Source organism: Vibrio sp. J383, from assembly GCF_023503985.1.
GTDB lineage: Bacteria > Pseudomonadota > Gammaproteobacteria > Enterobacterales > Vibrionaceae > Vibrio > Vibrio splendidus.
In genome coordinates this window covers 1,972,896-1,999,507 of record NZ_CP097293.1, presented here as the reverse complement: position 1 = coordinate 1,999,507, position 26,612 = coordinate 1,972,896, and the positions used below count along the sequence as shown (strand labels likewise).

Genomic DNA, 26,612 nt, shown 5'->3' with positions numbered 1-26,612 from the left:
ACGCTTAACGCTTTAAGTGGTTACAACGTTTATTCAGAGTCTTGCTGAAATGAGTCGACTTCGGCTTTAGTTAGATAACGCCACTGGCCTGCTTCAACATCTAAACGAACATCACCAATCTGTTCACGGTGAAGGCCAACAACTCGGTTTCCTACCGCAGCAAACATTCGTTTTACTTGATGAAACTTACCTTCTGTAATGGTCAACAGTACTTCTTTACTGGTAATCACTTCGAGTTCTGCCGGACGCGTCAGTTTTTGTTCGCCTTGCAATTGAATGCCCGCTTTGAACTTATCCGCGACATCATCTTTGATATCTCGTGACAATGTCACGCGGTACACCTTCTTACATGACTTGGTTGGCAGCGTGATGTTGAATGACCATCGCCCATCATCGGTAATTAAGACTAAACCTGTGGTGTCGGCATCTAAGCGCCCTGCGATGTGCAGTTCTGATGCTTTTTTTATCTCGATGTAGTTAAAGAGTGAAGGATAAGCTTCGTCGATATTGGAACAGATGGTGCCCGCAGGCTTATGCATTAAAAGGTATCGAAATTCACGCAACTTAAGCGGCGTGCCATTCAACAAGATGGTGTTGCTTTCATGAACCTGAGCTGATTCATCGGTGACTGTTTCACTGTTTACGTTCACCTCGCCATTATGGATGCGTTCAATCGCTTCAGGCTTGGTTAGGTCAGTGCTTTTACATAGATATTTATCAAGGCGCATTAATCGTCAGCACCACATTTTGCGCATGGCTTATAAGTACGCTCGCCTTGAGCAATCACCACATAGTCTCGAACGCAGTTATCACATAGCGCCAACTTTGGGTATGCGTCTTTCTGTTTCTTTGCGTTGATGTCGCCTTCGGTGGTGTATACGGTTCTCATTTTGATGCCTTGTTTTAATAACTTGCTAGGCGCAAATTGTATCACTGTTTACAGCCTTGTTTGGAGTGGTGTTAGGTAGTTAAAGTAATATTAAGTACTTCTATTTTAGGCTCCCTTCCCGAAACAGTTTAACCATGAACAACAAAGTCAACGTGCCACGCTTATCAGTGGTAAAATGATAAAAGCTCACCAACCAATGAAGTCACTAATGAAAAATTGTAATCAATGCGGGAAATGCTGTATCAAATACGGAGATGGTGACCTTGCCGCAACGCAAGAAGAGATTGATTTGTGGGAGTTGTTCAATCCAGACATCTTTGAATATGTCCGAGGAAGCGAGATCTGGTTCGACCCTGAATCTGGTGAACGTTTAACTCGCTGCCCTTTTCTGGAGCTAGTTCCGACGAAAGACACCAAGGCTAAAGCCAAGTACACATGCAGCATTTACTTAGACCGACCAGAAGATTGCAGACACTATCCAAGCCTGATTAATGAGATGGTACGAGATGAGTGTGAAATGATTGAGGTGGTGGATTTACAAGACACGAAGAAAGCTCAAAGGAAACTCGACCTGTTGATGAAAGACAGCCGCCCTTCAAGCTATTCGTAAGCGATGATCTTTTGAAGATCAATCTTCAGCATGAGCTAATATCAGCTAAAACCTTAAGCCAAATACTGGTTCGCTTCTAACCAATCAAGCGCAACCAGTGCTGCCAACGAACATACCGCTCTGTCGTTGACATCAACAAACTTAAGTTCTTCGATTTCGGCATCTGGAGACAGTTCTCCAGTATAATCAGCAAGATAACAAGTCAATTGCACTGATACACCTTCCGCTTTGCCATCAGCTTGACCTGTAAAGGTCTCAACGTATTTGATTGAATCAGGCACTAAATCTACCGAGATCTCTTCTTTGATTTCGCGAACCAGTGCTTGCTCGTCACTTTCGCCAGTTTCACGCTTACCACCCGGTAGGTAGAACAGTTCTTTGCCTTTTGATCTCACCATCAACAACTTGCCGTCTTTGATGAATATCCAAGCCAGCTTATCAATTACCTTATGCATGTCGTTAGACCTTATTTCTGTTTTAGTTCTCGTTATTACTGAATCTGGCCGCGCTATTATCCACGACCAAACAAAGCCTGGGTATGTTACACGCTGCAATGAATATACTCTATTGAATCGAATCGGAAATATCATAACCAAAACGAAAAATGACAGCCTTCGAGACAAGGCTCGTCAACTGGCATTGGCGTTATTTATTGGTTGTTCGCTAGCGGTCCGTAGATAGAATCAATCAACTAGCCACTTAAGCGCAGAGTCGTGGTCTTCGAATGACTTTATCTCACCAGACACAAACCAACTCCCTACTTTTGAAGCGAATTCTTGCCAGCTTTTATCACCATAAATCGCGATTTTGTCTATCTTCGAATTGAGCTCTAATCCCAGTTTGAAATCATCCCAAGCAGCACGTAACTCCCAACCCGTTAAGGTGGAGATGTCGACCAGCATCTTGAGTTTCGATGAATCGAGTTCTTCTAGCGTGGTATTTAGAATTGGCATCATTGCTTGATAGTCATCGTGTGTGAGTTTGCCTTTCGCTTTAAAAACAACGATGGTCTCACCGCTAACACGTTCAATTCCAACCGATATTCCGTGACGTTTGATACTCATAACCTAGCCCTCATAGTGGAAACTAGAGTTAGCTTAGAGGATTAAACAGCAAAGAGATGAGAGGTTTACGTCAAAACGGACAAGCATTCGAATGAGTTTTAGTTACTGACTTTTAACGACGCTTAATCGCAACGACCGAGTAAGTGTGCCAATGCTTCACCCTACCCAGCGACGTGAGTGCTTGTTCGTCTCGCTCATGGAATCGTACTATCTCAAAGTCGTTGAATAAGCTGAGTACTTTGGTTTTCGTTAACGGCGTTGTTGGGGTTCGATAGCCATGTGCCCAACTGTCATCGACGCCCATGAAATCACCCGCAAATACGCCCCCCACTTCAAGGCAGTTTTCAATATTATGCCAAACCTCGTCAAAACACGTTGGGTCAGCAAAAAACAGACTCGAATTGGCAATCACTACGCCAGATTTCGGGTAATCATAGTGTTCAAATCCACTTTCAGATATTTCGACCAAAGATTTGCGACCAAAACGATCCCGACATATAGCAATCGAATCAGGATTAACGTCGAAGCCATACACTTGATACGCTTGTTGTTCTAAAAAGGCGATGTCACTACCTGTTCCACAACCACAATCAATCGCAACATTTAAGCCTGATTCATTCAGTTTGATTGCGAATTCAGTTCTCTTTAAATGAGGTTTGCTTAGTGCCTTTTGGTAATACTGACGCCAGATCTCTGAATGGTCATCCATGGCGCTTCTCCAACAGTTCGCTTAGGGATTGAACTTGCACGATACGCGGGTGCTGTGACTTAAGATCAACTCCTTCCGTGTTCAACCACACCGCTTGCAAACCCGCTTCAAGTGCTGGGTAAATGTCTTTCTCTAAGGTGTCGCCTACCATGGTGATGTCTTGTGGTGAAACACCGAGCTTAGAAATAATGGCAGGATAGAACCCCGACTCGAACTTAGAAAAGCCAATGCTCGCCTTACAAAAGTAACCCAAGATATATTGAGACAGGCCAACACGCTCAAAGGCTCGAATAATGTCGTCTTTACTGGAGTCACCGGCATTGGTGGCAACGTAGACTTGATGATTTATGGAGAGTTCAGCCAGTAATGCACGAGCACCACTCACTTCTTGTACGGTTTCCCAGTCGCACATCTTCCCTTGTGCGTCTGGGAAGTCGACCATCAGCGTATTGCCCCAGTCGAATAAGACTATTTCTGTTAATTCGATTAGCTTTGTCATCTTGCCTCCTGCATTAATCATCGCGCCTTTATAAGCCATCTCTTTGATAGGACAGAATGTTGTCGAAGGCGATATCGAAGTAGAGTTCGTAGCTATTTTGTTCAACATAGCCTAAATGCGGTGTCGCAGTGACGTTTGGTAAGGCTAAAAGAGGTTCAGTCTCTAGTGTAGCGGGCTCTACTTCAAAAACATCAATCGCCGCTCGTTTGCTTGGTGCCAGACTCAACTCTCGGTATAAAGCGCCTTGCTCAACCAACTCTGAACGACTGATGTTCACGAACAGTGAGTCTGGCTTCATTAAGGTCAAATCCTCAGCAGTTACGCAACCTCTAGTGGCGTCATTCAAGCGTAGGTGCAACGAGAGTACATCTACGTCACTGAAAAACGCGTGTTTGTTTTCTGCTGCTTCAAAACCGTCTTCCAGCGCTTGCTCTCTTGAGGTTTGGCTTCCCCACACCATCACGTCCATTCCAAATGCTTGGGCATATTGCGCGATGCAACGTCCTATCTTTCCATAGCCCCAAATGCCTAGCTTTAGGCCCTTTAATGTTCTGCCTAAGCCGAGTGAGCCTGAATCTTGCCATTGGCTCTGTTTGAGGTTTGAAGCATAAGTGGGAATGTGGCGCGATGCAGCCATAATCAACGCCCAGCATAATTCAGAGGGTGCAACTGGCGAGCCTCGGCCTTCTAACAGAGTAACACCAAATCGTTCGCACATTTGTGGGTCGATATGATTACTCACTTTGCCCGTCTGGCTAATGAGCTTGAGGTTTGGGAGCTGCGATAACAGAGATTCGGTGATCTCGGTTCTTTCACGAATGAGCACAATGGCTTCAAACGAGACCAACTTAGCGACGAGCTCTTGCTCCGAGTAAGTCTCGGTAAATACCGAGACATCGTGTTGTTCGAGTTTTCGGTAACAATCGAGGTCTTTAACAACGTTCTGGTAGTCATCCAATATCGCTATTTTCACATCACTCTCCTTGTGATTGTTAGTTATCTTGTATTGTTCAAATGAAGACTAAAGTGCCATGCCTCGAGATTCAACATGGCACTCACTGGGGAGTTCACTGTTGATAAACCACTTTGAAACGCTCCAACATAAGTAACATGTCTTCACTTGGTGAGATCTTGAGTTCTTCACATTCACGAGAGAAGAAGTTCCAGTGAGCTTTTCTCCACCATTCTAGTGTTTTGTCACCCTCGCCTTCTGCAGCAGCAAACTCCGCACTCACCTCGTTGTATTTGCACAACGACACCGACGTGATCTCAACGATACAGACGGGCTTGCCATCCCAGTCGGTGACGACTTGCAAGTGACCAACTACTGGTCGCGTCTCGCCTTCATGGGTATACCAGTATTCAAGGCCGCAGGACGCTTGTTTTTCACCCTTGAGAATCAACTGCGCGCAGAGGTTGGCGTTGTACTCGTCGGCGCAGTAATAGTCGGCACTAAAGGAGGTGTATTGCGAGGCAACCTCTGCTGGCAATGTGTTGAGGTAGCTATCGAGATAAGCTTTGCTTCTTTCTTCCATGATCTTTCCAAATTCAATATCAGGTTGAGCCGATAAATACTTATAGATTAAGCATCTGGCTGCATTGGGAGTAACCTATCAAGTCAGGTTATTGCTGTAAACCGAGTGAATATCAAAATGTGGGCTAAGAAAGAAGAATATGGGTAGGATTTCGAGGCTAGTACAAGAAGAGCCAAAAAGTAAAAAAGAGCTAAAAGCGCCTTTAGGCTGTGCTTTTAGCTCATTGTATCTAGTTACTAGTGCCTCGTAACTGAGCAGGATATTAACGGTTCAAGAAGTCGACCGCTTTGTCTGGGAAGTCGGTAAACACACCATCAACTTTGACTTGGTTGTAGAAGACATCCAACATGCCATCAAAGTTATCAGCATAAGCTGGGATTCTTCCTGGGTCAGCACGGAACGTGTACGGGTGAACATCTAAGCCCGCGTCTTTTGCTGACTTCATCAATGGTTTAATAATGATGTTATCTTTGGTTGATGCATCGTCCACCAGCATAGGTTTCCAAGGGCCAATGCCATCAGCATAGCTAGCGACTTTTGCCATTCCGCCCTTCTCAAACATCCAGTCATAACTGTACGGCGTCGCTTTATCGCCCTTGTAAGTCATGGTTTCATTCCAATCTGTATAAGCCATCAACTGAACGAGCTTAAGATCCATTTCCATCGCTGGCATAAGTTCTTCATTGATGCGTTGAAGTTCATTGGCGTCGAAACACTGCAAGTACACCTTGTTGTCTTTCGATAGATACCCATATTGTTGCAAGGTGGCAAGTACAGCTTTAGAGATATCTTTTCCTTCGTGACGATGGAACCAAGGTGCTTTAATCTCTGGATAGATGCCCACGTCATAACCTAAGGTCTTATTTAAGCCTTGGATCAGCTCAATCTCTTCTGCAAAGGTAGCGACACGGAAATCAGACTGCCACATAGGGAAGCGTGCTGGGAACCCAGCTACTCGATTACCTTGGTCATCTAGGTTAAAACCTTCAGTCACTTTTAATGATTTGATCTCGGCAAGCGTAAAATCAATCGCGTAATAGCGGCCATCTGCTCGTGCACGGTCTGGAAAGCGGTCAGCAACATCAGTGACGCGATCTAAATAGTGATCATGCAAAACCACCAATTGGTCATCTTTGGTCATCACTACATCTTGTTCGATATAGTCAGGTTTCATTGCGTAAGCGAGTGCTTTAGCCGGTAATGTATGCTCGGGTAAATAACCAGAAGCACCGCGATGCGCAATCACTAAAGGATCGGCGAACGCATTTGCAGATAAGCTAAGTGCTAGTAAAGTCAGAGACAGTGACGTTGTTTTCATTATTGTTTCCCTTGATAAAACAGAAGCAGGATATACCTGCCTCTGTTGTTATTAGTATGGTGTGGTTCAGCTAATAAACTACTGAGTTAGCGCTTCTTTCTCTCGTTCGAGATCTTTTTGTTTATGGTGTGCACGCTCACCGAGGAAGGCGTAAAGCAGACAAATTATTGAAGCAACACAAGCTCCGACCAAAATCATGAAGCCGCCATCCCAGCCGTAATGGTCAACCATGAAACCAAGCACGGCATTGGCAGCAACTGCCCCGCCTAGGTAACCAAATAGACCCGTTAAGCCAGCCGCTGTACCTGCCGCTTTCTTTGGTGCAAGTTCAAGTGCATACAAGCCGATCAGCATTACTGGACCATAAATAAGGAAGCCAATCGCAATCAGTGCCAACATATCGACCGTTGGGTTACCCGCTGGGTTCAACCAGTACACCAACACTGCGACAGTTACGAGAACCATAAACAGGATCCCTGCTGGAGCGCGTCGACCTTTGAACAATTTATCTGAAATCCAACCACACAATAACGTGCCAGGAATACCTGCCCACTCATACAGGAAGTAAGCCCAAGAGGATTTATCTACTGAGAAATCTTTCGCTTCATTTAAGTAAACCGGAGCCCAATCGAGTACGCCGTAACGAATCAGGTAAACAAACGCATTCGCGATAGCAATTGACCACAACAACTTATTAGAGAATATATACTTAAAGAAGATTTCTTTAGCCGTCATCTCTGTCTCGTGAGACTTATCATAGTCATCTGGGTAATCGTCTTTGTGTTCTTCAATTGGAGGTAAGCCACAAGACTGAGGTGTGTCTCTTACTGTGAACCAAACAAAGACAGCAACGAGAGTGGCAAAAAATGCAGGAACATAAAAAGCGGTTCGCCAGTCGTCATTAAAAGCCCAAAGACCTAATAAGAACATTGGACCAATCAATCCGCCGCCAACATTGTGCGCCACGTTCCATACCGACACTATCTCGCCACGTTCTTTACGTGACCACCAGTGCACCATGGTTCGCCCACAAGCCGGCCACCCCATACCTTGGAACCAACCATTCAAGAACAGAAGGATAAACATTGCAGTAATGCTGCCTGTTGCCCATGGCATAAAACCAAAGCAGAACATCACCAGTGCAGACATTAACAAGCCACCGCTGAGGAAATAACGGGGATTTGAACGATCAGAAACGCTTCCCATTAGAAACTTAGATAAACCGTAAGCGATGGATACAGCAGCCAAAGCAACCCCTAGCTCTCCTCGGCTGTACCCTTGTTCAATAAGGTATGGCATCGCCAAACTGAAGTTTTTTCGGACTAGGTAGTAACCCGCATAACCAACAAAGATGCCGAGAAAAAGCTGCCATCGTAAACGTGTGTAGGTGCTATCAATCTTATCTGACGATAAGCGATCGATATGCGCCATGGGTTTGAATATTCCAAACATAGGAACCTCATAATTATTGGGCGATAGAAATCTTAAAATGCTCGAACGAAAAAATTAAACGCTCATTCGAAATTACGGGCATTGTATGTGCTTCAGGATTAATTTCTGTGATAGAGTTATCCATTAACAATAAATAACTTTAAATACAGCATTTTAGTTTCATTTAATTAGACTGCGCTTCATATTTTCGTTTGCGAGTTTCTGGTTTACAGCAAACTTAAAGTGACCACATTTCGTTCGAATGAATAAATATCGAACAAAATATTTGTTTATCAAGAAGGCTATCAAAACTCCATTTTCTACCAACCAACAAGGCATGTATATTCTATGCATTTCTTTCGAAGCTAAAATACATAGCCAGTCGTGATGTTAAACCTATACTTCCGTTTATTCATTGAACGTTGCTGATTGCGTATCGTACAACCTCAAGCGATGCAGCAAGGCTTAGAACAATTTTGTTTGTTCGCCCTCCTACCTTGGAATGGTGTGCAGTCATCAGCTTCTTATGAATTAAATAAACGATAGGAAATATCATGAACAAATCACTTATCGCTCTTGTGCTTACTGCTGTTTTAGCTGGCTGTTCATCAGGTGGTACATCTGAACCTGCACAACCTCAATTTGACGGCGACTACGGTTTTGAAAATATCGATCCCGGTTTTGGACAAGATGATACCGATAACGATGGCGGTTATGAGAACGCAGACCCTGAATATGGTGTTGATGCACCAAGTCTAAAAGACAAAATTGCACAAGCAGATTTAGGTTTCGTCCACATCCCAGAATTGGGCGATATTCCATTTTTTAATAAAGATACTGATGAAGCGCACATCGGAGCAGTAAAAGAGCGCTCTAGTGAAGAAGAAACGCTTTACGGCATCTATGTGGATGACAAGCGTGTTGGTGAAATCATAATCCGAGATAGCCATGTCACTATCACTGCTGGCGACAAAGAAATCTCCGGAGAGAAAGAAACCTATAAAGATACCAATCTGACTTTTTGGACTGTGCGAGACACGGACGGAAATGTAGTTGGCGATTTTAAACGTCTAGACGATGGTGTTTGGGTATTCCGTGAAGAAATAAGTCGAGAGACATTCGTCGTTAAGTATCACGATGGGCAATGGAACTTTATCCCAGTTGCGGATATTAAAAATAAGGTTAAAGACAACTTGCCTTCTCAGGCAGAAGTTACCAAAGTTCGTGCAAAGATGCAGGTCAATAAGCTGCGTACTTTAAAATAACAATTACCCCCATTCCCATATCAAATAGGCATCCTCAAATCTAAGAGGATGCCGTTCAAAACATCTACGAAGAAAACACTAACAAAAAACTCAAGGAAGATCCGGACTAGGTTACTAATCTACTGGCGTTCAATACTTTGAATTCGCCGATATTTTGTATACATAAGCGAGAGATCCAATGACCATCAAAAAGCTTCCCCTTCTGACATTAGCTGCTATCTTGCTATTCACTATGTCTAACGCACAAGCCTATGAACAAAACCAAGAGGAAACTGCGATTACATTTGGTCTATCGGCTGAACGTGGGTGGAGAGATTGGTCTGCTGCTTACATCAAATATCGCGGTCCGGGTAGCATAGGTTATGGCTTTGAGTTCACACGCTCTGCTTACAACGAGGACACCTCGTCTTATGAATACAAACAACGTGACAACGAATATCAGTTTCACGCTCCTATTGGAATCACCGAAAACTTGTACATCACCCCCGGTTACGGGATTAAACGAACACATACAGACGTAACTTTAGATAGCCGAGAGTTCTCTGACAGCTCAACCAAACAGGTTGGTGGGTTAGATGCTACCTACATTATGGACAGTGGTTTTGTTGTGACAGCAGGTTTCGATAAAGCTGAAGGCGAAGACCTAGAGTTTTCAATTGGTGCAGGTATCGCGTGGTAAACGATGGTGTTGGTGTAGTGACAAACATAGGAAAACAAAAAGGGCCTAGATTTCTCTAGACCCTTTCAAGTAATAACTCTTAGTGACTTTATGTTGGCTAATTAGACAAAACATTTACTAACTACACGAAGTATTAGCGCGTCACACAAAGCGATTATTCTTCGATGTAAAAAGCTTCTACAGAGCCTTTTAGAGTAATAAGCATTGGCTGACCACGGCGGTCTAGCGCTTTTGGAGAAGGGATCTTAACCCAACCTTCGCTGATGCAGTATTCTTCAACATCAGTACGCTCTTTACCATTTAGACGAATGCCGATTGGGTATTCGAAACACTCAGCCACGTGGTGTGGGCTGCGTGGGTTACCTGCTAGATGATCTGGTAAAGCTGGTTTTGAATTAGTATCGCTCATGTTCATTACCTGTATGTACGTAAATAAAAAAAGTGCGCCATTCTAGTCAATATAGGCTTTGTGCTCAACAACTGCTGCAATAAATCGTAGTGATCGTTTTAATCAACAGCGAGTTGTTTGATTTAAAGGCGATATAGGTATCATTTCAAACGAAAATTTAACAGGATTATACGTTGTTGATAAAGAGATAGGTTCAATACTCGATAGGTAGATAACCTAATAGTCGGCTTTGCTCTGAGCTTATCGAATAAGCTCTATACTCATCACTTTATGGTTTGCTTCTGAGTCGATATCGACGACTGACCAACCTAATCCTTGGTAGAGTTCCATTACATTGGTGTACACGTACAGTTGAGTTTGTACTGTAGAAGAAACCTGTTTTACACCACGATTAATCAATTCACTTGCAATACCTTGGCCACGCCATTGAGCATCAACATAAACAGCATTAATCCACACCACATCCCGAACTTGATGAGGTTCCTGAAAATGGGAATATGCCAAGCCACCAATGACCACATTATCGCGAAGCACTACTATTACTGGAGGGAGTTGTACGCAGTCTTTATAGGTATCTTTAAACTTGAAATCCGACCATTCACTTTGAAACAAGCGCTCTAATTCACTCCAATATGGCGAACTTTCATCGCAATTTCTAAAGATTACTTTCTGCATGTTTCCGTCCTTTGAAAGGGAGTAATTTGGCCATCCTAGCCTTGGTTTATATCAGTGTAGGTAAAGTTACTCTTCTTCGTCGTAATCGTCTGCAGGGTCTTGATTGATTTCTTCGCCACACCCTAAGCATTCGGCTTGCAAATCTGTTGGCATAATAATAATCAAACCACAATGCGGACATAAATCGCCTTGTTGAAACATCCTGCTATTCCTTCTACTTCATGGCTATTGCTTAGGGTACTTTTGCTTACTCGCTTCTAACCAGTCATGGATGACTTGGCGAGCCGACTCCGATGGCGGTGCATTTCGTTTTCCGCAAATTTGGTCAATCTCAAACGGAAACGCTTTGCTCGGGGCACGACGTAAACCTATGGTTAAGCGCTGAGGTTTGAACATGCGGAATACCACATAGCGATCGCTCATGATTCGATTATGATAAACACCAATGCAGTGTTTTTGCTCCATGCCTTCTTTTTCAAGGTCGTAGTAATCAGTAAGCGGATGAATATTGTCGTTACCTAGCAAAGGAACCGGGTAAGGAATGTCTTTATCCATTGGGCGGTTACCTTCTAAACGACGCAGTTGACGTTGCTCTGTCCATCTATCGTGAAGTTGTTCGAACATCGAAAATGAGTTCTGGCTGGTGATGGCGCGTAATGGATCATCCATCTCCAAATCTAGTCCTAACAATATCGCATCTTGGAACATTGCCATTTTTGAAGGCGCATTAAGCCTGCCCTCTTCCACCATCGCAATGCCCAATCGACTGCCGGTTAGAAATGGATGAACTTGATCCAAACGAAGCGCTGTGTAGCCTACTTTAGAGTAATGTTTGAATTTGAGCACACGTCTTTGTAGCGGTTCGAGAATTCGAACAATGTGGTCAAGCTCGTCTCCAACGTTATAGTTAAGCTCTAGCTTATCGATAAATTTGAGTGTCGCTTTACTGCCGTCTAAGCCCAGTTTGGTTAAGATTCTCTTCTGCCCTAGGCGACTCAGTTCCAATGCTTTCTTGTTATCGACACTGTGTTTCATGCAGATTAACGCCAAGATAACCGGCCTTAATTCAAGCAATTGAGCCGCCTCATAAGTGTTCGCCGCGAGCCACAACATCTGGTATTGATACTCTGGGAAATCATCGGTTATCTCACGATAACGAGCTGGCAATGAATCTAACCAACGACCATTCACATCAAACTGCTCAACGAGGTTTAAGCTCAAGCCAATACCACCATCGAGCGGTCGTCTACCATCTTCAAATACGTGAAAACCGACAAGTTTTTGAGACCAATCGCGGATCTCAATATCGTAGTCAAAGCCTAATGTTCGAGTTGGGATGGTGAGTAATGCTGTCATTAATGCCTCTTGGTTATTGACGAGTTGGACTAGCGAGCTTATCTAATAGCAAAAAGCGTAAAGATCGAACTCACTTCACTATAACAACCTTTTGTAAATTTCTTATCAATCAAAGCGATATAAATACGAGAGTACTTAGAAGATCTTTGAATGATGATTTTACGCAATATGAGACCTCTTCGATATCATTTACTTAGAGAGAAACTATGCTTGTAACATCACTAATAACAAGAGGCTTTAATTATGGAATACCGACATATTCTGGTCGCACTTGAAATGTCTGATGACTCGAAAATACTCATTGATAGAGCAACCTTCTTCGCGAACAAACTAGAAACGGAACTTTCGTTTGTTTATATCGACGGTACTCACGGAGAAATCTACCCAGAACTCGTTGATATTCAACAAAATAATGGTGACTTACCTGTCAATGATGATGCGATAAAACACTTAAGAGAGTTTGAGGCTTACGCTAAACATCCGGTTCAGCATATTTTTGTAGGTACGGGTGATTTGAATGACAAACTCAAAGATGCTGTGAAAACACACAACATTGATCTAATGCTCTGTGGTCATCATCATGATTTTTGGCATAAGATCATCTCGCACTCGAAGCAATTGATAGACTCTTCTCCCGTCGACATACTCGTCGTTCCTATGGACTAGAGCTCGTTCCTAAAGACTGACTGCTGCTATGGACTAGAGTTTCTATGGACTGTCTGCTCCTAAAGACTGTCGCTCTTAAAAAATAGCTGTTTGTGCTTATAAAGCCAGACTTCATGGGCCAACCTCTATCGGTATTATTGGTTGGCTTCTATCCCTTCTTTAATCCTCTTCTTTCCCCCAAATTCAACCATTACCGATTTGACGAAATCATTTGTGATCTTGTTTGCTCATCCACTCGTAACCGTCTAATAAATAACAAATCACGAGTGCAAGCAATGAAAAAGATTGGTCTCTATCTTTTTACAAACGACTTAAGAATCAACGACAATCAATTGCTCCATTGCGCTGCACAGAGCGTCGAAAAACTCATTTGCGTGATTGTCGAACCCACTTGGGTTCATTTCTCTGCTGATTTAGCGCAAGAGCAAAGTTATGGCGCACATCGCCAGGCTTTTGTTTCACAATCGATAGCCAATTTAGAATCGAATTTAGTGAAGCTAGGGCAGCAACTTGTCGTAATTCACAGTAACCATTTAGAACCAAGCGCTGCTGAGCATACACTCAGCCAAATCATTGTGTCACAACACGTCACTCACTTTTTCGCTAACGCACATTGCGGCTACGACGAGCTACAATTTATTCGATCAATACAAAGACAGTCCCCTAACTTAGTAATGTGTTTACCACATCACTCGACCTTGTTTGACTCACATGAGCTGCCGTTTGAATTATCAAAAGTCCCGAGCTCTTTTACCAAATTTAGAAAGCTAGTCGAGCACTTGGATGTTAATCGCAATGAGACGGTTATTTCAGCTCTACCACCAGCAGTGAGACTAGCATTAACATCGACATCGACATCGACAATCTCATTATTCAGTTCACCAAATGATGAAAGCGCAGTAATAAGCGATTATTGGGGTGGAGAAGACGCAGGACTAGCGCATTTAGAAAACTACTTTTCACATGACTACGCTTTTAATTACAAGCAGACTCGAAACGCATTTGACGGCATCGAAAACTCAACCAAGTTCTCACCGTGGTTAGCGCTCGGCTGCGTTTCGCCTAAAACGATTTATTGCCATTTAAAACAGTTCGAAGCCGATCATGGCAGTAACGATTCAACCTATTGGATCTACTTTGAGTTGTTGTGGCGCGAATATTTCTATTGGAAGTGTTTGTCATTGGGTTCGTCGTTGTTCGGTGAAACCTCAAACCATAAACTCGACTCTTCAAACTCCTCAGCGACGTTGAACCTGAATTTAGCCAAATGGAAAAGTGGCAATACCAACTACCCGATTGTCGATGCGTGTATGCGTCAGCTCAATACAACTGGCTATATGTCGAACAGAGGAAGACAACTGGCAGCCAGCTGTTTGATCTACGAACTAGGGATCGATTGGCGACACGGCGCAGCCTATTTTGAGAGCCAACTTATCGACTATGACGTGGCATCAAACTGGGGCAATTGGGCGTATATAGCCGGAGCGCTGAGACCTCAGGTAAGCACTCAAACCAACAAGCAAAACAATGCCAACCAAGCACAACCCAAATCACGTCATTTTGATTTGGGTAAGCAAACGGATATGTACGACCCAGACCATGCGTTCATCAACAAGTGGAATGTCAGAAGCAAAGAACTTGTCTTAACCAACAATCAGGATGTGTTATGAATTTCAAAACCGTGCGCCTTGTCTTAGGCGACCAACTCAATATCCAGCACTCTTGGTATCAACAGGTTGATGACGAGGTCATTTACATCATCGCTGAACTTAAGCAAGAGACTGACTACGTTGCATCGCACATCCAAAAGGTGGCCGCTTTTTTCTCTGCGATGGGCTATTTTGCCGACGAACTCAAACAACAAGGTCATCAGGTACTCCACCTCACTCTTGATGACACCACGCAATTTGAAAATCTCGATGCTCTATTGCAACACTACGTACACGAATTCGGCGCTGAGAAATTCGAATATCAAAGGCCAGATGAATATCGCCTTTTAGAGCAGATGAACAAGCTAAAGCTCACTAATGCGACCAAAGGTTGTTGTGATTCCGAACACTTCCTCTTTCCATTCGAAGAGATCGAACAACAGTTTCCGAAAGACAAACACATCATGATGGAACACTTCTATCGCCGAATGAGAAAGCGCTTCGACATTTTGCTAGAAGACGGAAAGCCAGTTGGCGGCAAATGGAATTACGATGCGAGCAATCGAAAGAAACTCAAGAAACAAGACATTGAAAGCCTGCCTCAACCTCTGATGTTTGCCAACGACATTTCCGCGATTTTAGAACGCATCGAACGTCATCAAGTTAAAACCATTGGTGAAGTTGGCGACCAATTATTATGGCCAGTTAACCGCGCACAAAGCTTGTCTTTACTCGCTCATTTCTGCCAGGTTTGCTTACCGTTATTTGGGCAGTTTCAGGATGCGATGACGACAGAACACGACTCTAAATGGAGCTTGTATCACAGTCGCATCTCCTTTTCGTTGAACAGCAAACTGCTAAGTCCCCAAGAAGTGATTGACGCAGCACTCTCGTCCTATCAAACATCCAGTCATAGAGACAGTTCTCCAGATAAACCCAGCATCGACATTGCACAAATCGAAGGGTTTGTGCGCCAAATTCTAGGTTGGAGAGAGTACATACGCGCCGTCTATTGGGCAAACATGCCTGCGTACGCCAATAAAAACCATTATTCAGCAACCAATAAGCTGCCTCATTACTTTTGGGATGGACAAACCAAAATGAATTGCATGAAGCACGCGATTGATCAATCCCTCGAGTTTGCTTATGCGCACCACATTCAAAGGCTTATGATCACAGGTAACTTCTGTTTAATTACGGGCATTGCTCCGGATCAAGTTGATAGTTGGTACCTTGGTATATACGTCGATGCAATTGAATGGGTCGAAATGCCGAATACGCGAGGTATGGCACTTTTTGCTGATGGCGGGATCGTCGGAACCAAACCATACTCTGCCAGCGGTTCTTACATTAATCGCATGAGTGATTACTGCAAAGGCTGTCATTACAAGATAAAAGAACGCAGCGGAGAGCAATCTTGCCCTTTCAATAGCTTGTACTGGCGCTTTATGAACCAGCACCGCGATACGTTAAACCGTAACCCACGCATGGGCATGTTATATCGCTCTTGGGACAACATGAATGAACAAGACCAACAAGCGATACTCGAGACCGCAGAACAACGAATCACAAACTTGGAGAATTTATAATGGTTGAGCAACTCAGATTACACATACTAGTTGTTGGTGGGAGTGGCGGTATTGGTTTCGCTGTGGTTAAACACCTATTATCTGAGCTGTCTCGGTTTGATTTTCTTGATGTGCATGTAGACGCGACTTACCACTCTCAACAGCCAGAACTAGAAAACAATCGTTTGAACTGGCACAGAGTCGATGCAACCAATGAAGCTGATATTGAGCAACTCAGCAAACAGTTTGAAAAATTGGACTGGTTGATAAACTGCGTGGGTATGCTTCACACACCAGAGCTCGGGCCGGAAAAGAACTTGTCTTCTATCGACCCTGAGTTTTTCCTGAAAAACATTTCGGTGAATACCCTACCTAGCTTATTACTGGCAAAGCACTTCACACCAGTTCTTAAAACAAGCGACAATCCAAAGTTTGCTGTAGTTTCCGCAAAGGTAGGCAGTATTTCAGACAACCGATTAGGAGGTTGGTATAGCTATCGTTCATCGAAAGCGGCGCTCAATATGTTTATCAAAACCATGTCGATTGAATGGCAACGCACCATAAAGAAAGGCACCGTGTTGGCTCTGCACCCGGGCACAACAGACACGGCTCTATCGAAGCCTTTTCAGACTAATGCCCCTGAGGGTAAGTTGTTTGAATCGAGTTATGTCGCCCATCAATTGGTCGATATCATTCGCACTGCCACGCCGGACAAAAGTGGGGACTTCTACGCGTACGATGGTGAGCAGTTAAAGTGGTAGTTAATACCAGTGGCCGTCTTTCATGAGCGCTAAAAAAGAAAACCCAACAGAGTTGAGGCTCTATTGGGTTATTTTTTTGAAAGAGCGCCTTAGTTTTTTAAGGCGTTATGACTGACATTTAAAGAAAGATCAAAAACGATGATCTCGACTACTCAGCCCAATTAAACTTGCTGTCGTCGACACCTTCTTTTTCTTCTTTAACACGCTCGCGTCGGTGCTGTTCTTCAATTCGCGCAGCGTCTATCTCTTGCATAATGGCTTCGATGTCTGCCAAATCGTCAGTTTCTGTAAACTCGCCCGTCAGCTTGCTATCTGGCTTTAAGTCGCCTTTCTCGTACAGCGCCCACATTTCCTTGGCATACTCGGTTTTCGCCAATTCAGGGGCAAACTGAGCGTAATAATCACGGATGTTATTGATGTCACGAGCCAACATCCACTCAGCGTTGTTGTTCGCCGAAGCATCAACCGCTTGTGGTAGATCGATAATCACAGGGCCGTATTCATCAACCAATACGTTAAACTCAGACAAGTCACCATGGATCAAACCAACGCAAAGCATTTTAACCACGTAAGTCATCATCACCGCATGATCTTCAATCGCTTGTTCTGGTGGCATCACAACATCGTTCAATCTTGGAGCCACATAACCGTCATCATCAGTGACTAGCTCCATAAGCAGCACGCCATCAAAACAGCCATAAGGCACAGGCACACGAACGCCCGCTTCTGCCAGTTTATACAAGGCATCCACTTCAGCGCTTTGCCACACTTTCTCTTGTTGTTCTCGGCCAAAACCAGAGCCTTTTTCCATCGCTCTGGCACGGCGGCTATTACGTACTTTTCGGCCTTCACGATACGCCGTTGCTTTTTTAAAGCTGCGCTGGCTTATTTCCTTATATACCTTGGCACAACGGATCGTATCGCCGCAGCGTACGATGTACACTGACGCTTCTTTGCCACTCATTAATTGGCTTGTCACCTCGTCGACTAAACCATCGTCAACTAAGGGCTGTATTCTTTTAGGTATCTTCATGCCGCCTTTATACATTAGTTGTCTTACAGATAGAAATATTAACTTAAGAAATGAATGACGAAACTATTAACGTGTTCTAAAAACGAACAGAAATTACGCCAAAGTTGTCTTATGACGACGGCAACGTTCAGAACAGTAAATCACGTCATCCCAACAACGTTGCCACTTTTTACGCCATGAGAAAGACTTTTGGCAAATAGGACATGTCTTAGTTGGTAAATGAGGCTTCTTGTGCATGGCAATTTCCTTTTCGATGAGTCCACTTCCTGCGCTTGCCAGAGAATCCTTATTACGCTCGATTCTCGCTTCAGGGAATGACGAAGGTAATACGACCAAGCCCAGATTCCCTATTACGTTCGTACCTCACTTTAGGGAATGACGAAGGTAAAACCAACAAACCTAGAGTCCCTACTACGTTCGTAGCTCACTTTAGGAAATGAAGAAAGTAATACCAACAAGCCCAGATTCCCTATTACGCTCGTGTCTCGCTTTAGGGAATGACAGCTGCTTTTTATTCGATCCTGACATTAAGGGATGACGGCGAAGTGATTAATCACAACTTCCGACTCCGTCATCCTCGAGAAGGAGGAACGACTGAGTCGGGGATCTGCTTCATCTAGCTCGATTTCTATTTCTATTTCTGCGCTGATGAATATGACAAGAAGCTAAGCAACAACCTTGTACTGCTTCTCCATCTCACTCACACCTAAGCCAGAGTGTTTTGTTACTTTAAGCTGAACAGGCACTCGCTCTTTCAGTGCTTCAACGTGACTAATGACGCCAATCATCTTGCCTGATGCATTCAAGTTATCGAGCGCGTTTAAAGCAATGTCCAATGTGTCGCTATCCAGCGTGCCGAAACCTTCATCCAAGAACAAAGAATCAATACTGGTTTTGTAGCTCACAAGATCAGAAAGCGCTAATGCCAACGCCAAGCTCACCAAAAAGCTTTCGCCACCGGATAAGGTTTTGGTGTCACGCATCACATCGCCCTGCCATGTATCGAGCACTTGCAGTTCTAAGCCATCATCGGCTTTACGTTTAAGTTCGTAACGACCATGCAAACGCTGTAGCTGCTTGTTCGCCAAGTACACCAAGTTTTCCAGTGTTAGACCTTGAGCAAACTTACGGAATTTATCGCCGTTCTTAGAGCCGATAAGTGAGTTCAGACGTGAAATATCATCAAACTCGACTTGTTGCTCGTCGATCTGCTTGAACAGATCTTGCTGATTACTTCGGTTCTGGCTATCCGTTTCAAGATTGGCAGAAATCGCGCCGATCTTTGTCGCATGGCTTTGTTGTGCGCTTTGGCATTCAGTAGTCGCTTCTTCAACTTGCTGTTGGTCTTGCTCTTGCCATGCTTTAGCATTTGCGTGGTTTTGTAGCTCCACTTGCGTCGCTTTGGCGGTGTTCAACCTTGCTTTCGCACTGACAATCGCTTCGTCTAAAGACTTCTTCAGGCTTTGAAGTTGAGTTCTAACCTCTTCATCCAACAACGCCACTTCAAAATTAGCCTCATCTTCGAATGGGCTAGTTTTCAGCTCCTCTAACCAAGCATTCGACGCTTGTGTGTAGCTCGATTGCTTACTGACCAACTCGTCTGAGAAACCAGTGTGTTTGGTTTGCTCGGTTCGATGTTCCAGCTCGCAACGGTTAAGCACTAACTGCGCTGCATCAAATGCATTTACCGCTTCAGTGACTTTTTGCTTCATCGCATTGCTGGTGGCTTGAATGTCTTTATCACCAAACAATTCTGTTCTTTCAGCCGTTACACGAGTCAGTTCTAACACTAGAGACTCACTCTGTTGCGTCAATGTCGCGAGCTCTTTCTCAACACTGCTTAGCTTGTCATCTAAAGTTTTCAGTTCGGCAGTTTGAGTAATCAGTTGCTTCTCAATATCAGCCTGTTGCTGTTTAGTTTGCTGCCATGTGCTTGATGCTTGTGATTTAGCAGTAAACCAATCATCAATATGTTCAAGTTCAGGCGCTTCGATAGCCGTTTGAACAATACTCTCTTTCAGAGCGTTCCATTGCTGTTCTTTTGCTAGAGCTATCTGAGCCACTTGTTCGTTCGTGCTGTGATTTTGCTTATTCAGATCCGCTAAGCGCTGCTCGGCCAACTCGAGATTAGACTGCGCCTTGTCAGCCATAACACTCACAGACAGGCGTTGTTTCTCAGCTTCAGCATAGTGTGCTTTCGCATCAGCCAACGCTTTGAGTTGCTGTGAGCTCTGACTTAGTTGAACTTCACACTGCTGAGCAAAGGTCGCGACTATAGCTTCATTACCTAAATCGTTAATCGTTAGCAGCGCCAGTTCAGGAGCTGTGCCAACGAAATCCGATAAGCTCTGTTGAAGCTTGCCGATTACACCTTGCCAATTCAATTGAGCTTGTTGAATATCTGCTTGCGCACGTTGGATGTCATCGTTAAGCGCCACAATCATTGGGGCCAGAGAATCTAATTGCTGACGATGCTCTTGGCCTTCTTTTTTGATGGCCGTTAACTCTAGATTTTCCGTTTCTTTTTGAGCAACCAAATTTGCAATATCTTGCGACTGCTCAATCGAATGGTCTGTTGAACCACACAGTGGGCACTCAGTTCCAGATTCCAAAGCCGCACGGTATTTTGCCAATTCGCCTTCTTGATCAATCAATCGCGTTAATCGTTCGAGAGACGTCTCTTTCTCTTTATATCGCTCGACTAACACTTCACGTTCTTTCGAAAGCTTGTCGACCAATTGGGTGTTGGTCTGATGTGCCTGTGTTTTTGCGTGCAGCTGTTGTTGGGCATTTAGGAAACCACGATTGATCTCGAGTAATGAGTGTGTATTGCGATTCCAAAACTCCAACAGATCTTTTTGCGAATTCAACACTTGCTCGCTAGTGTTGCCTTGCAATGCTTCCCACTGTTGCTTTGTACTACTCTCTAGCACCACCAATTCAGCTAAGGTCTTATCTTGCGTTGCTTTAGCGTCTTGCGCAGATTTGATGATCGTTTGCTGTGCATCAACCGCACACAAAGCTTGCTTCGCTGAGTTTAGTTGTTCTGCATGTTGACGCTCTAAAGTACGAACTTGCTCAACTTTGGCTTGCCATTGACCTAGGTATTTTTCCAGATATTGGTCAGCTTGATGTGTATTTAAATACTCAGTGCTGAGTTGATCTTGTTGCTTCAGTGCATCTATTTTTTGGACTAAACCAATCTGTTGATTACGCTGCTGCGTATGTTGCTCGTTAAGCGTATTCGCTGCATTAACGGCCGCAATTTGCTTATCTTTGAGTACGGCAATTTGGTTATCGAGTGGGCGCACGAGATCGATGATCTTCTCTTGATCTTGTTGCTCGGTTTTTACCTGTTCGACAATCGCACTGCTTTGAGTCAGTTTAGTTTGCGCGTCTTGCTTCTCTACATCACGAACAGCAAGTAACTTGGTGCTGTTATCTAAGTGAGCTTGAGTGGTGTTCACCTCTTGTTCGCAACGCTTTAAATCTTTGTGCATTGGGCGCAGCTTTTCAGCCGGTTCACTGTATGCCAAACGCTCTAGTGATGGTTGATTACGGTCTAGTTCATCTTGAGCTGTTTTAAGATCGTGCTCACTGGTCGCAATAGTTTGCTCAGCTTTGGTCACGTCTTTCCACCAGCTTAGATGCGCTTGCCACTCTTTTAATTGCTCGGCTAAACGCTTCTGCTCGGCTTCTAGCGTTTCTCGTTCTGCGGTTAGCGCTTGGATTTGCTCTTCAGACAGTAAGCTCACACCTTCTGCTTTCGCTTTAAGGTGATTAAGCGACTCTTCACTCGACTTGAAATGATCGTAGATGCGCTCAGAAATCAGGCTATAGACTTCTGTGCCCGTCAGCTCTTCAAGTAGCTCTGCACGGTCGTTAGCATTGGCATTTAAGAACGCCGCAAACTCACCCTGAGACAACATGATGGATTTAGTGAAGCGTGAAAAATCGAGACCTGTTACCTGTTCTACCAACTTGGTTTTCTTAGTCAGCATGGTCTCTAAGACTTTGTCAGTATCCGCATCCGCAAATTCACACGTTGGCGTTTGTAATGCGCCATCGTGTTTTCCGCGCGCTCGCTTTTGGTGGAAGTTAGAGCGATACGTTTTGCCCTGCACTTCAAATTCAAGCTCAGCGAAACACTCACCCGTGCCACGCGTCATTAATTCGTTGTTGCCTTTGGCGATACTTTTCAAACGCGGCGTGCGGTGGAACAATGCCAAACAAATCGCGTCAAGAATGGTGGTTTTACCCGCCCCTGTTGGGCCAGTAATCGCAAACAAGCCATTTTCCGCAAACGGTGATTGGGTAAAATCGAGCTTCCAACGTCCTTTCAAAGAGTTCAGGTTTTCAAATTCTAGGCTTAAAATCTTCATACTGGTTACTCTTCTACTTTGTTTGGCGCTTGAGCGCTCTCAGACACTTCAACCATCACTTGTTTAAATTTCACCTTCATTCGCTCTAAACGTGCTTTTTCAGAATCGGTTTCAAACTCTTCTAAGGCAATACGCTTGCTAAACACGTCCATCGGGCTCAGTTCAGATAAGGTTTCTGCCGACTCTTGCTCTAATGCTTGATTACGACGTTCTCTTGCGCGGCGCAATTGAAGCACTTCCACATTCAAACCTTCGGTTAGTGCGCGCATACGTTCTTGAAGATCCGACAAGTAATCTTGCGCTTGCACTTCTATCGATAACCACACGCTTTGTTCGCTATCTAAGCCTACATATTGATTCAGTTGAGATTCGATTTCACTCAAGTCGCCTTTGATTTCAGCTAGAGGCTGAAACGTTGGAACTGGCAATTGAGAAATGGTGCGCTCGCCCTCAACAAACTCAACCACACATACCTGCTTTTGAGATTTAAGTTCATCAAAGCTTAATGGTATAGGTGAGCCGCAGTAACGAATGTATTCACGCTTTGCCACCACTTGTGGACGGTGGATATGACCAAGTGCAATATAATCTGCGTCTGGGAAGCCATCAGCGGCAAAACCATCAAGGTTGCCGACATAGATGTCGCGTACCGAATCCGATTGTTGAACACCCATCGCCGTTAAATGACCAGTAGCGATAATCGGCATGTGTTCGCTGTTTTCAAACGTCGCACGTTTGGCGACTGCTGCATCATAAACACTTCGGTAATGCTGTTTGATTGCATCTCCGAGTTGCTTCTGGCGCTCAACGCCTGTGACACCCGCCTGGCTGGTCAACACATCGCGAGGGCGAATAAAAGGAATAGCACAAACCAGCGCTTCTACATCGCCGTTCTTGCCTTTTAGTTCAACAACCTGAGTCGCATGATCTTCATTGGTATTAGGAATTACGTCTGCGCCCATGTATTTGAGCAGCTGTTGTGTCTCTTTAAGCACAGACACCGAATCGTGATTTCCACCTAACAACACCAATTGACAGCCGATCTTGTTCGAATCGACCACGAACTTGTTATACATCTCACGAGCGTAACTCGGCGGCGTGCTGGTATCAAAAATGTCGCCAGCAACAATGATCGCGTCAATGTCGTGCTCTGTAACTTGCTCAAGTAACCATTGTAAAAACCGTTCATGTTCATTCTTACGGCTTTTATTGTAGAAGTTTTGGCCAAGGTGCCAATCGGACGTGTGAAGAATCTTCATTGCTGCTCACTGGAAGTCTGTAATACCTTTAATCTACCAAAATAGTCGAGATAATTCCCTTTTATAAGCTTGTGAAAACCAACTAATTTCAGGCTTTGGACCAACTCCGCCCATAGCGTGACCAATCGTTATTTTTGACATAAAAAAACCGCTCAACGTTAGAGCGGTTATAGGTGTCCATGACATTAGCTGTAAGTTATTTCACAGAGGTCATTAAAAATTGTATGAAGCACCCAGTGTTACTGTGCTAAATGCTACATCTTTGCTGCTTAGACGAACTTTATTGCCATTGATATAAGCGTAGTTTTCTATGTTCACAGCATCTGCTTGCGAGATCAGGCGAAGTGTTAAGTTCTCCACTGGGTTGTATTCCACACCAACACCAAAATGGAAACCAGCACCAGAATCGTCACCGTAAAAAGCACTGTTGCTAGAGTTCAAATCTACGTAGCTCAGACCTGCGGTTACAAACGGACGAATTGAATTATCAAATGTGTAACCTACGTTTGCTGCAACAGAAAGAGAAGTTGGTGAAAGCAGCTTAGTACCAAACTTTTCGTAGTCAGCGTAATCCGTGTAACCAAGTTCAATACCAACAATGCGGTTAAATTGGTAACCACCGTAAAGGCTGTACCCCATGCTTTCAGCATCTAAATTGCCGCCGCCATCAGTGTCTGAATCTTGATACACACCAAGGCCGGCGCCAATGTATGGACCGCCCTCAATACCAGCAGCAAGTGTAGGAAGTGAAACTAAGCCAATTAGGCCCAATAGAAATGATGATTTAAGCATGAAAATACCCTTTTTTTGTCTGTCCTACAGTAACGTTGATCAACAGCCAATAGTTTCCGACACTATTTCACCTGTTGCGCTACTGTTTAAAATAAATTAAATAAGCAACCCCTAATGAATAATAAAACACTGTTCATTTACGGAGAGAATGAGAAGGTATCACAAGATTTTTAGGTCATCAAACGAACAATCATAGATATTTAATCCAGTCTTATTTATGAGACAGATGTATTTCCTGAGGCGTAACGAGTACTAAAATACGTATAAATCTGATAGTAAACCTAAGCATCATAAAAATTAAGTTATTTATAATCATGTCGTTACAGTACTAACTAAATTGTTACTCGTTTTCAAAAACAACCTGAATCTTCACGCCTAAATATAAAAACTCATCCTGTTTCTCTCTTTTTCCAATAAAAGATATAAAGATATAAAGATAAGAATGAGTTTAATTTTGGGAGGGCATTTATTTAGAGCAGCCTGCTATTAAAATATATTTCAATTTAATTCATGTTATTAATGAGCTTCAGCAAGACTAGCCAAATAGTTATTCGTTAAGTAGAAGCCGCTGAACTTCTCAATAAAGTCCGCAGGAACGGTTTTATCGGTCAAGCCAGATTCAATCAACGCCGATTGCCACTTCTGTACTTTCGGGAAGCCTTCAAGCATATCAAAGCCTGAGCCCTCTTTGATTACTGACGCTCGATGTAACAGTGGTAGCCAAGCAATGTCGACGTTAGAGATGTAATCGCCTTTAAAGAAGTCGCTGTCACCAAGCTTGTTCTCGGCCTTTTGGAAGGATTTTTGAAGATTCGCTAAACGTGTCTCAAAGGTTTCTTTATCTTTACTGCCCATCGTTCCACATTGCGGCATGTAATGTTTGCTTGCCTGATAAGACCAAGCGCGATCTAGTGCTTTTTGCTCTGCAGACACCTCTTCTATCGGCGCATATTTATCGTCTAAGTATTCAACAATTGCATCTGACTCAAACAGAACTGTGTCATTTTCTGTAATCAATACTGGCACTTGTCCGTTTGGCGAAATATCTAGGAACCATTGAGGTTTATTATTTAGCTCAATGTATTCAATTTCAAATGGGACATTTTTCATTACTAAAGCACCCATTACACGTTGAACGAATGGGCAGTTTTTAAAGCTAACAAGTTTAATCATGGTTGACTCCGAATTAGGTCATTAATTTGTATTTGTACCCCTAAGACGAACGCCAAAACCGAAAGACGAAAAATAATTCCATTTTTGCAGAAATAATTAAGTACGAAAGCAACTAAAGGCAGTCACTTTAGGTAGGAACTTTAAGTAGTCACTTTAGGCAGTAAGCTTGAATGCCTAATTACGAGCGGCTAAACGATCAAAGATATTGCAATAGACGCCATGATCATGCCAACGACAAATTCCAACACCTTCCACGCTCTCGGGTTCTTAAACATTGGAGCCAAGAAGCGTGCGCCATATCCAAGTGAAAAGAAGAACACAAACGACGCCGATACTGCACCAGCGCCAAACAACATTTGGTTAGGTTGATATTGGGTTGAGATAGAACCCAGCAATACCACAGTATCCAAATACACATGCGGATTAAGCCAAGTAAACGCCAAACACATCGCAATCGCTTTGGTTAACGAGTCTTTGGTTTCAGCAGTGGCTTCTAAGGCGTGGGTTTCAGTAAATGCTGAACGGAAGCTTAAGAATGAGTAGACACCCAAAAAGATAGCCCCGCCATAACGAGCGAGCTGCTCAATTTGTGGGAACTGTTTAACGATTGCGCCAAAGCCTGTAACGCCGAAGCTAATTAGTAAGGCATCAGAAATGGCACATACAGCACAAACTGCCAATACGTGTTGATTCTTAAGCCCTTGCTTTAAAACAAATGCATTTTGAGAACCGATTGCAAGAATCAGCGAAAGCCCAAGGGAAAAACCAGCAAAATAAGTCGTCATAGAATGTACTTCGAATCGGTTAGAATAATCATAAGTTACTATAAAATAGCGTAATTTTTCATAAAATATACAATATGATCACATACATGTTACACAGCACAAAAC

At 43.7% G+C, this 26,612-nt stretch carries 28 protein-coding genes; 7 read left to right on the top strand and 21 right to left on the bottom strand.

Annotated features, from left to right (window positions below):
* Positions 1–29: 29 nt before the first annotated feature.
* Together M4S28_RS09025 and M4S28_RS09020 are read right to left on the bottom strand one after the other, a co-directional pair.
* A complete protein-coding gene (locus M4S28_RS09025; protein WP_102454178.1) occupies positions 30–728 on the bottom strand; it encodes a pseudouridine synthase in 699 nt (232 codons plus the stop codon).
* The gene (locus tag M4S28_RS09020; protein WP_012604036.1) at positions 728–889 is read right to left on the bottom strand and encodes a hypothetical protein; all 162 of its coding nucleotides are present in this window, start codon (positions 887–889) and stop codon (positions 728–730) included. Before M4S28_RS09020 ends, M4S28_RS09025 begins: the two co-directional genes overlap by 1 nt.
* Positions 890–1,097: 208 nt before the next feature.
* Between M4S28_RS09020 and M4S28_RS09015 the strand changes: the two genes are divergently transcribed.
* Positions 1,098–1,499: a YkgJ family cysteine cluster protein gene (locus M4S28_RS09015; RefSeq protein ID WP_249631637.1), complete on the top strand. Its 402-nt coding sequence runs from the start codon at positions 1,098–1,100 to the stop codon at positions 1,497–1,499.
* A 53-nt stretch (positions 1,500–1,552) separates the two neighbouring features.
* Here M4S28_RS09015 and M4S28_RS09010 read toward each other — a convergent pair whose 3' ends face one another.
* From M4S28_RS09010 to glpT, 8 genes are all read right to left on the bottom strand, one after another.
* Entirely contained in the window at positions 1,553–1,954 is a 402-nt protein-coding gene (locus M4S28_RS09010) for an NUDIX hydrolase (RefSeq protein WP_249631636.1), read from the bottom strand.
* 228 nt (positions 1,955–2,182) lie between these two features.
* Entirely contained in the window at positions 2,183–2,563 is a 381-nt protein-coding gene (locus M4S28_RS09005) for a SpoIIAA family protein (RefSeq protein WP_249631635.1), read from the bottom strand.
* A 112-nt stretch (positions 2,564–2,675) separates the two neighbouring features.
* Positions 2,676–3,272, bottom strand: coding sequence for a class I SAM-dependent methyltransferase (locus M4S28_RS09000; protein WP_249631634.1), 597 nt, complete (start codon positions 3,270–3,272; stop codon positions 2,676–2,678).
* On the bottom strand, positions 3,265–3,771 hold the full coding sequence (locus M4S28_RS08995) for an HAD family hydrolase (RefSeq protein ID WP_249631633.1): 507 nt from the start codon (positions 3,769–3,771) through the stop codon (positions 3,265–3,267). The genes M4S28_RS09000 and M4S28_RS08995 overlap by 8 nt, the downstream gene beginning before the upstream one ends.
* Before the next feature lie 28 nt (positions 3,772–3,799).
* A complete protein-coding gene (locus tag M4S28_RS08990) occupies positions 3,800–4,744 on the bottom strand; it encodes a D-2-hydroxyacid dehydrogenase family protein (protein WP_249631632.1) in 945 nt (314 codons plus the stop codon).
* A 94-nt stretch (positions 4,745–4,838) separates the two neighbouring features.
* The gene (locus M4S28_RS08985) at positions 4,839–5,306 is read right to left on the bottom strand and encodes an ASCH domain-containing protein (protein WP_249631631.1); all 468 of its coding nucleotides are present in this window, start codon (positions 5,304–5,306) and stop codon (positions 4,839–4,841) included.
* Between the two features lie 262 nt (positions 5,307–5,568).
* Positions 5,569–6,624 (bottom strand): glycerophosphodiester phosphodiesterase, encoded by a 1,056-nt coding sequence (glpQ, locus tag M4S28_RS08980; protein WP_249631630.1) that lies wholly within the window; start codon positions 6,622–6,624, stop codon positions 5,569–5,571.
* Between the two features lie 78 nt (positions 6,625–6,702).
* A complete protein-coding gene (gene glpT / locus M4S28_RS08975; protein ID WP_249631629.1) occupies positions 6,703–8,076 on the bottom strand; it encodes a glycerol-3-phosphate transporter in 1,374 nt (457 codons plus the stop codon).
* A gap of 533 nt (positions 8,077–8,609) precedes the next feature.
* On the opposite strand from glpT, the gene M4S28_RS08970 reads away from it, so the two are divergent.
* The gene (locus M4S28_RS08970) at positions 8,610–9,320 is read left to right on the top strand and encodes a membrane lipoprotein lipid attachment site-containing protein (RefSeq protein WP_249631628.1); all 711 of its coding nucleotides are present in this window, start codon (positions 8,610–8,612) and stop codon (positions 9,318–9,320) included.
* Positions 9,321–9,498: 178 nt separating this feature from the next.
* Complete coding sequence (locus M4S28_RS08965; protein ID WP_249631627.1) at positions 9,499–9,999, top strand: hypothetical protein; 501 nt, start codon at positions 9,499–9,501, stop codon at positions 9,997–9,999.
* A 154-nt stretch (positions 10,000–10,153) separates the two neighbouring features.
* Here the strand turns inward: M4S28_RS08965 and M4S28_RS08960 are convergent, their stop codons facing one another.
* From M4S28_RS08960 to M4S28_RS08950, 4 genes are all read right to left on the bottom strand, one after another.
* Positions 10,154–10,408, bottom strand: coding sequence for a DUF3297 family protein (locus M4S28_RS08960; RefSeq protein WP_004733911.1), 255 nt, complete (start codon positions 10,406–10,408; stop codon positions 10,154–10,156).
* A gap of 240 nt (positions 10,409–10,648) precedes the next feature.
* Entirely contained in the window at positions 10,649–11,083 is a 435-nt protein-coding gene (locus tag M4S28_RS08955; RefSeq protein WP_108149862.1) for a GNAT family N-acetyltransferase, read from the bottom strand.
* 66 nt (positions 11,084–11,149) lie between these two features.
* On the bottom strand, positions 11,150–11,284 hold the full coding sequence (locus M4S28_RS26465; RefSeq protein ID WP_017078071.1) for a hypothetical protein: 135 nt from the start codon (positions 11,282–11,284) through the stop codon (positions 11,150–11,152).
* Between the two features lie 24 nt (positions 11,285–11,308).
* Positions 11,309–12,439 (bottom strand): PcfJ domain-containing protein, encoded by a 1,131-nt coding sequence (locus M4S28_RS08950; RefSeq protein WP_249631626.1) that lies wholly within the window; start codon positions 12,437–12,439, stop codon positions 11,309–11,311.
* A 243-nt stretch (positions 12,440–12,682) separates the two neighbouring features.
* On the opposite strand from M4S28_RS08950, the gene M4S28_RS08945 reads away from it, so the two are divergent.
* The 4 genes from M4S28_RS08945 (at position 12,683) to M4S28_RS08930 (ending at position 17,083) form a co-directional block, all read left to right on the top strand.
* Positions 12,683–13,105 carry a universal stress protein gene (locus tag M4S28_RS08945; protein WP_017083567.1) on the top strand — a complete coding sequence of 141 codons (423 nt, stop codon included), beginning with the start codon at positions 12,683–12,685 and terminating at the stop codon, positions 13,103–13,105.
* Between the two features lie 275 nt (positions 13,106–13,380).
* Positions 13,381–14,775, top strand: a complete 1,395-nt coding sequence (locus tag M4S28_RS08940; RefSeq protein ID WP_249631625.1) for a DASH family cryptochrome — start codon at positions 13,381–13,383, stop codon at positions 14,773–14,775.
* Complete coding sequence (locus M4S28_RS08935) at positions 14,772–16,343, top strand: cryptochrome/photolyase family protein (protein WP_249631624.1); 1,572 nt, start codon at positions 14,772–14,774, stop codon at positions 16,341–16,343. Before M4S28_RS08940 ends, M4S28_RS08935 begins: the two co-directional genes overlap by 4 nt.
* Positions 16,343–17,083 carry an SDR family oxidoreductase gene (locus M4S28_RS08930; RefSeq protein ID WP_249631623.1) on the top strand — a complete coding sequence of 247 codons (741 nt, stop codon included), beginning with the start codon at positions 16,343–16,345 and terminating at the stop codon, positions 17,081–17,083. Before M4S28_RS08935 ends, M4S28_RS08930 begins: the two co-directional genes overlap by 1 nt.
* 148 nt (positions 17,084–17,231) lie before the next feature.
* On the opposite strand, the gene M4S28_RS08925 is transcribed toward M4S28_RS08930, so the two are convergent.
* The 7 genes from M4S28_RS08925 to M4S28_RS08895 form a co-directional block, all read right to left on the bottom strand.
* Positions 17,232–18,116, bottom strand: a complete 885-nt coding sequence (locus M4S28_RS08925; protein WP_029221996.1) for a PA4780 family RIO1-like protein kinase — start codon at positions 18,114–18,116, stop codon at positions 17,232–17,234.
* Positions 18,117–18,209: 93 nt separating this feature from the next.
* Positions 18,210–18,353 (bottom strand): DUF2256 domain-containing protein, encoded by a 144-nt coding sequence (locus M4S28_RS08920; protein ID WP_004733920.1) that lies wholly within the window; start codon positions 18,351–18,353, stop codon positions 18,210–18,212.
* Positions 18,354–18,781: 428 nt separating this feature from the next.
* Positions 18,782–22,498, bottom strand: coding sequence for an AAA family ATPase (locus M4S28_RS08915; protein ID WP_249631622.1), 3,717 nt, complete (start codon positions 22,496–22,498; stop codon positions 18,782–18,784).
* A 5-nt stretch (positions 22,499–22,503) separates the two neighbouring features.
* Positions 22,504–23,757: an exonuclease subunit SbcD gene (gene sbcD / locus M4S28_RS08910; RefSeq protein ID WP_249631621.1), complete on the bottom strand. Its 1,254-nt coding sequence runs from the start codon at positions 23,755–23,757 to the stop codon at positions 22,504–22,506.
* 213 nt (positions 23,758–23,970) lie between these two features.
* A complete protein-coding gene (locus tag M4S28_RS08905; protein WP_249631620.1) occupies positions 23,971–24,549 on the bottom strand; it encodes a porin family protein in 579 nt (192 codons plus the stop codon).
* A 516-nt stretch (positions 24,550–25,065) separates the two neighbouring features.
* Entirely contained in the window at positions 25,066–25,722 is a 657-nt protein-coding gene (locus M4S28_RS08900; protein WP_102534727.1) for a glutathione S-transferase family protein, read from the bottom strand.
* Between the two features lie 188 nt (positions 25,723–25,910).
* On the bottom strand, positions 25,911–26,507 hold the full coding sequence (locus M4S28_RS08895) for a LysE/ArgO family amino acid transporter (RefSeq protein ID WP_017078060.1): 597 nt from the start codon (positions 26,505–26,507) through the stop codon (positions 25,911–25,913).
* Between the last annotated feature and the right edge of the window lie 105 nt (positions 26,508–26,612).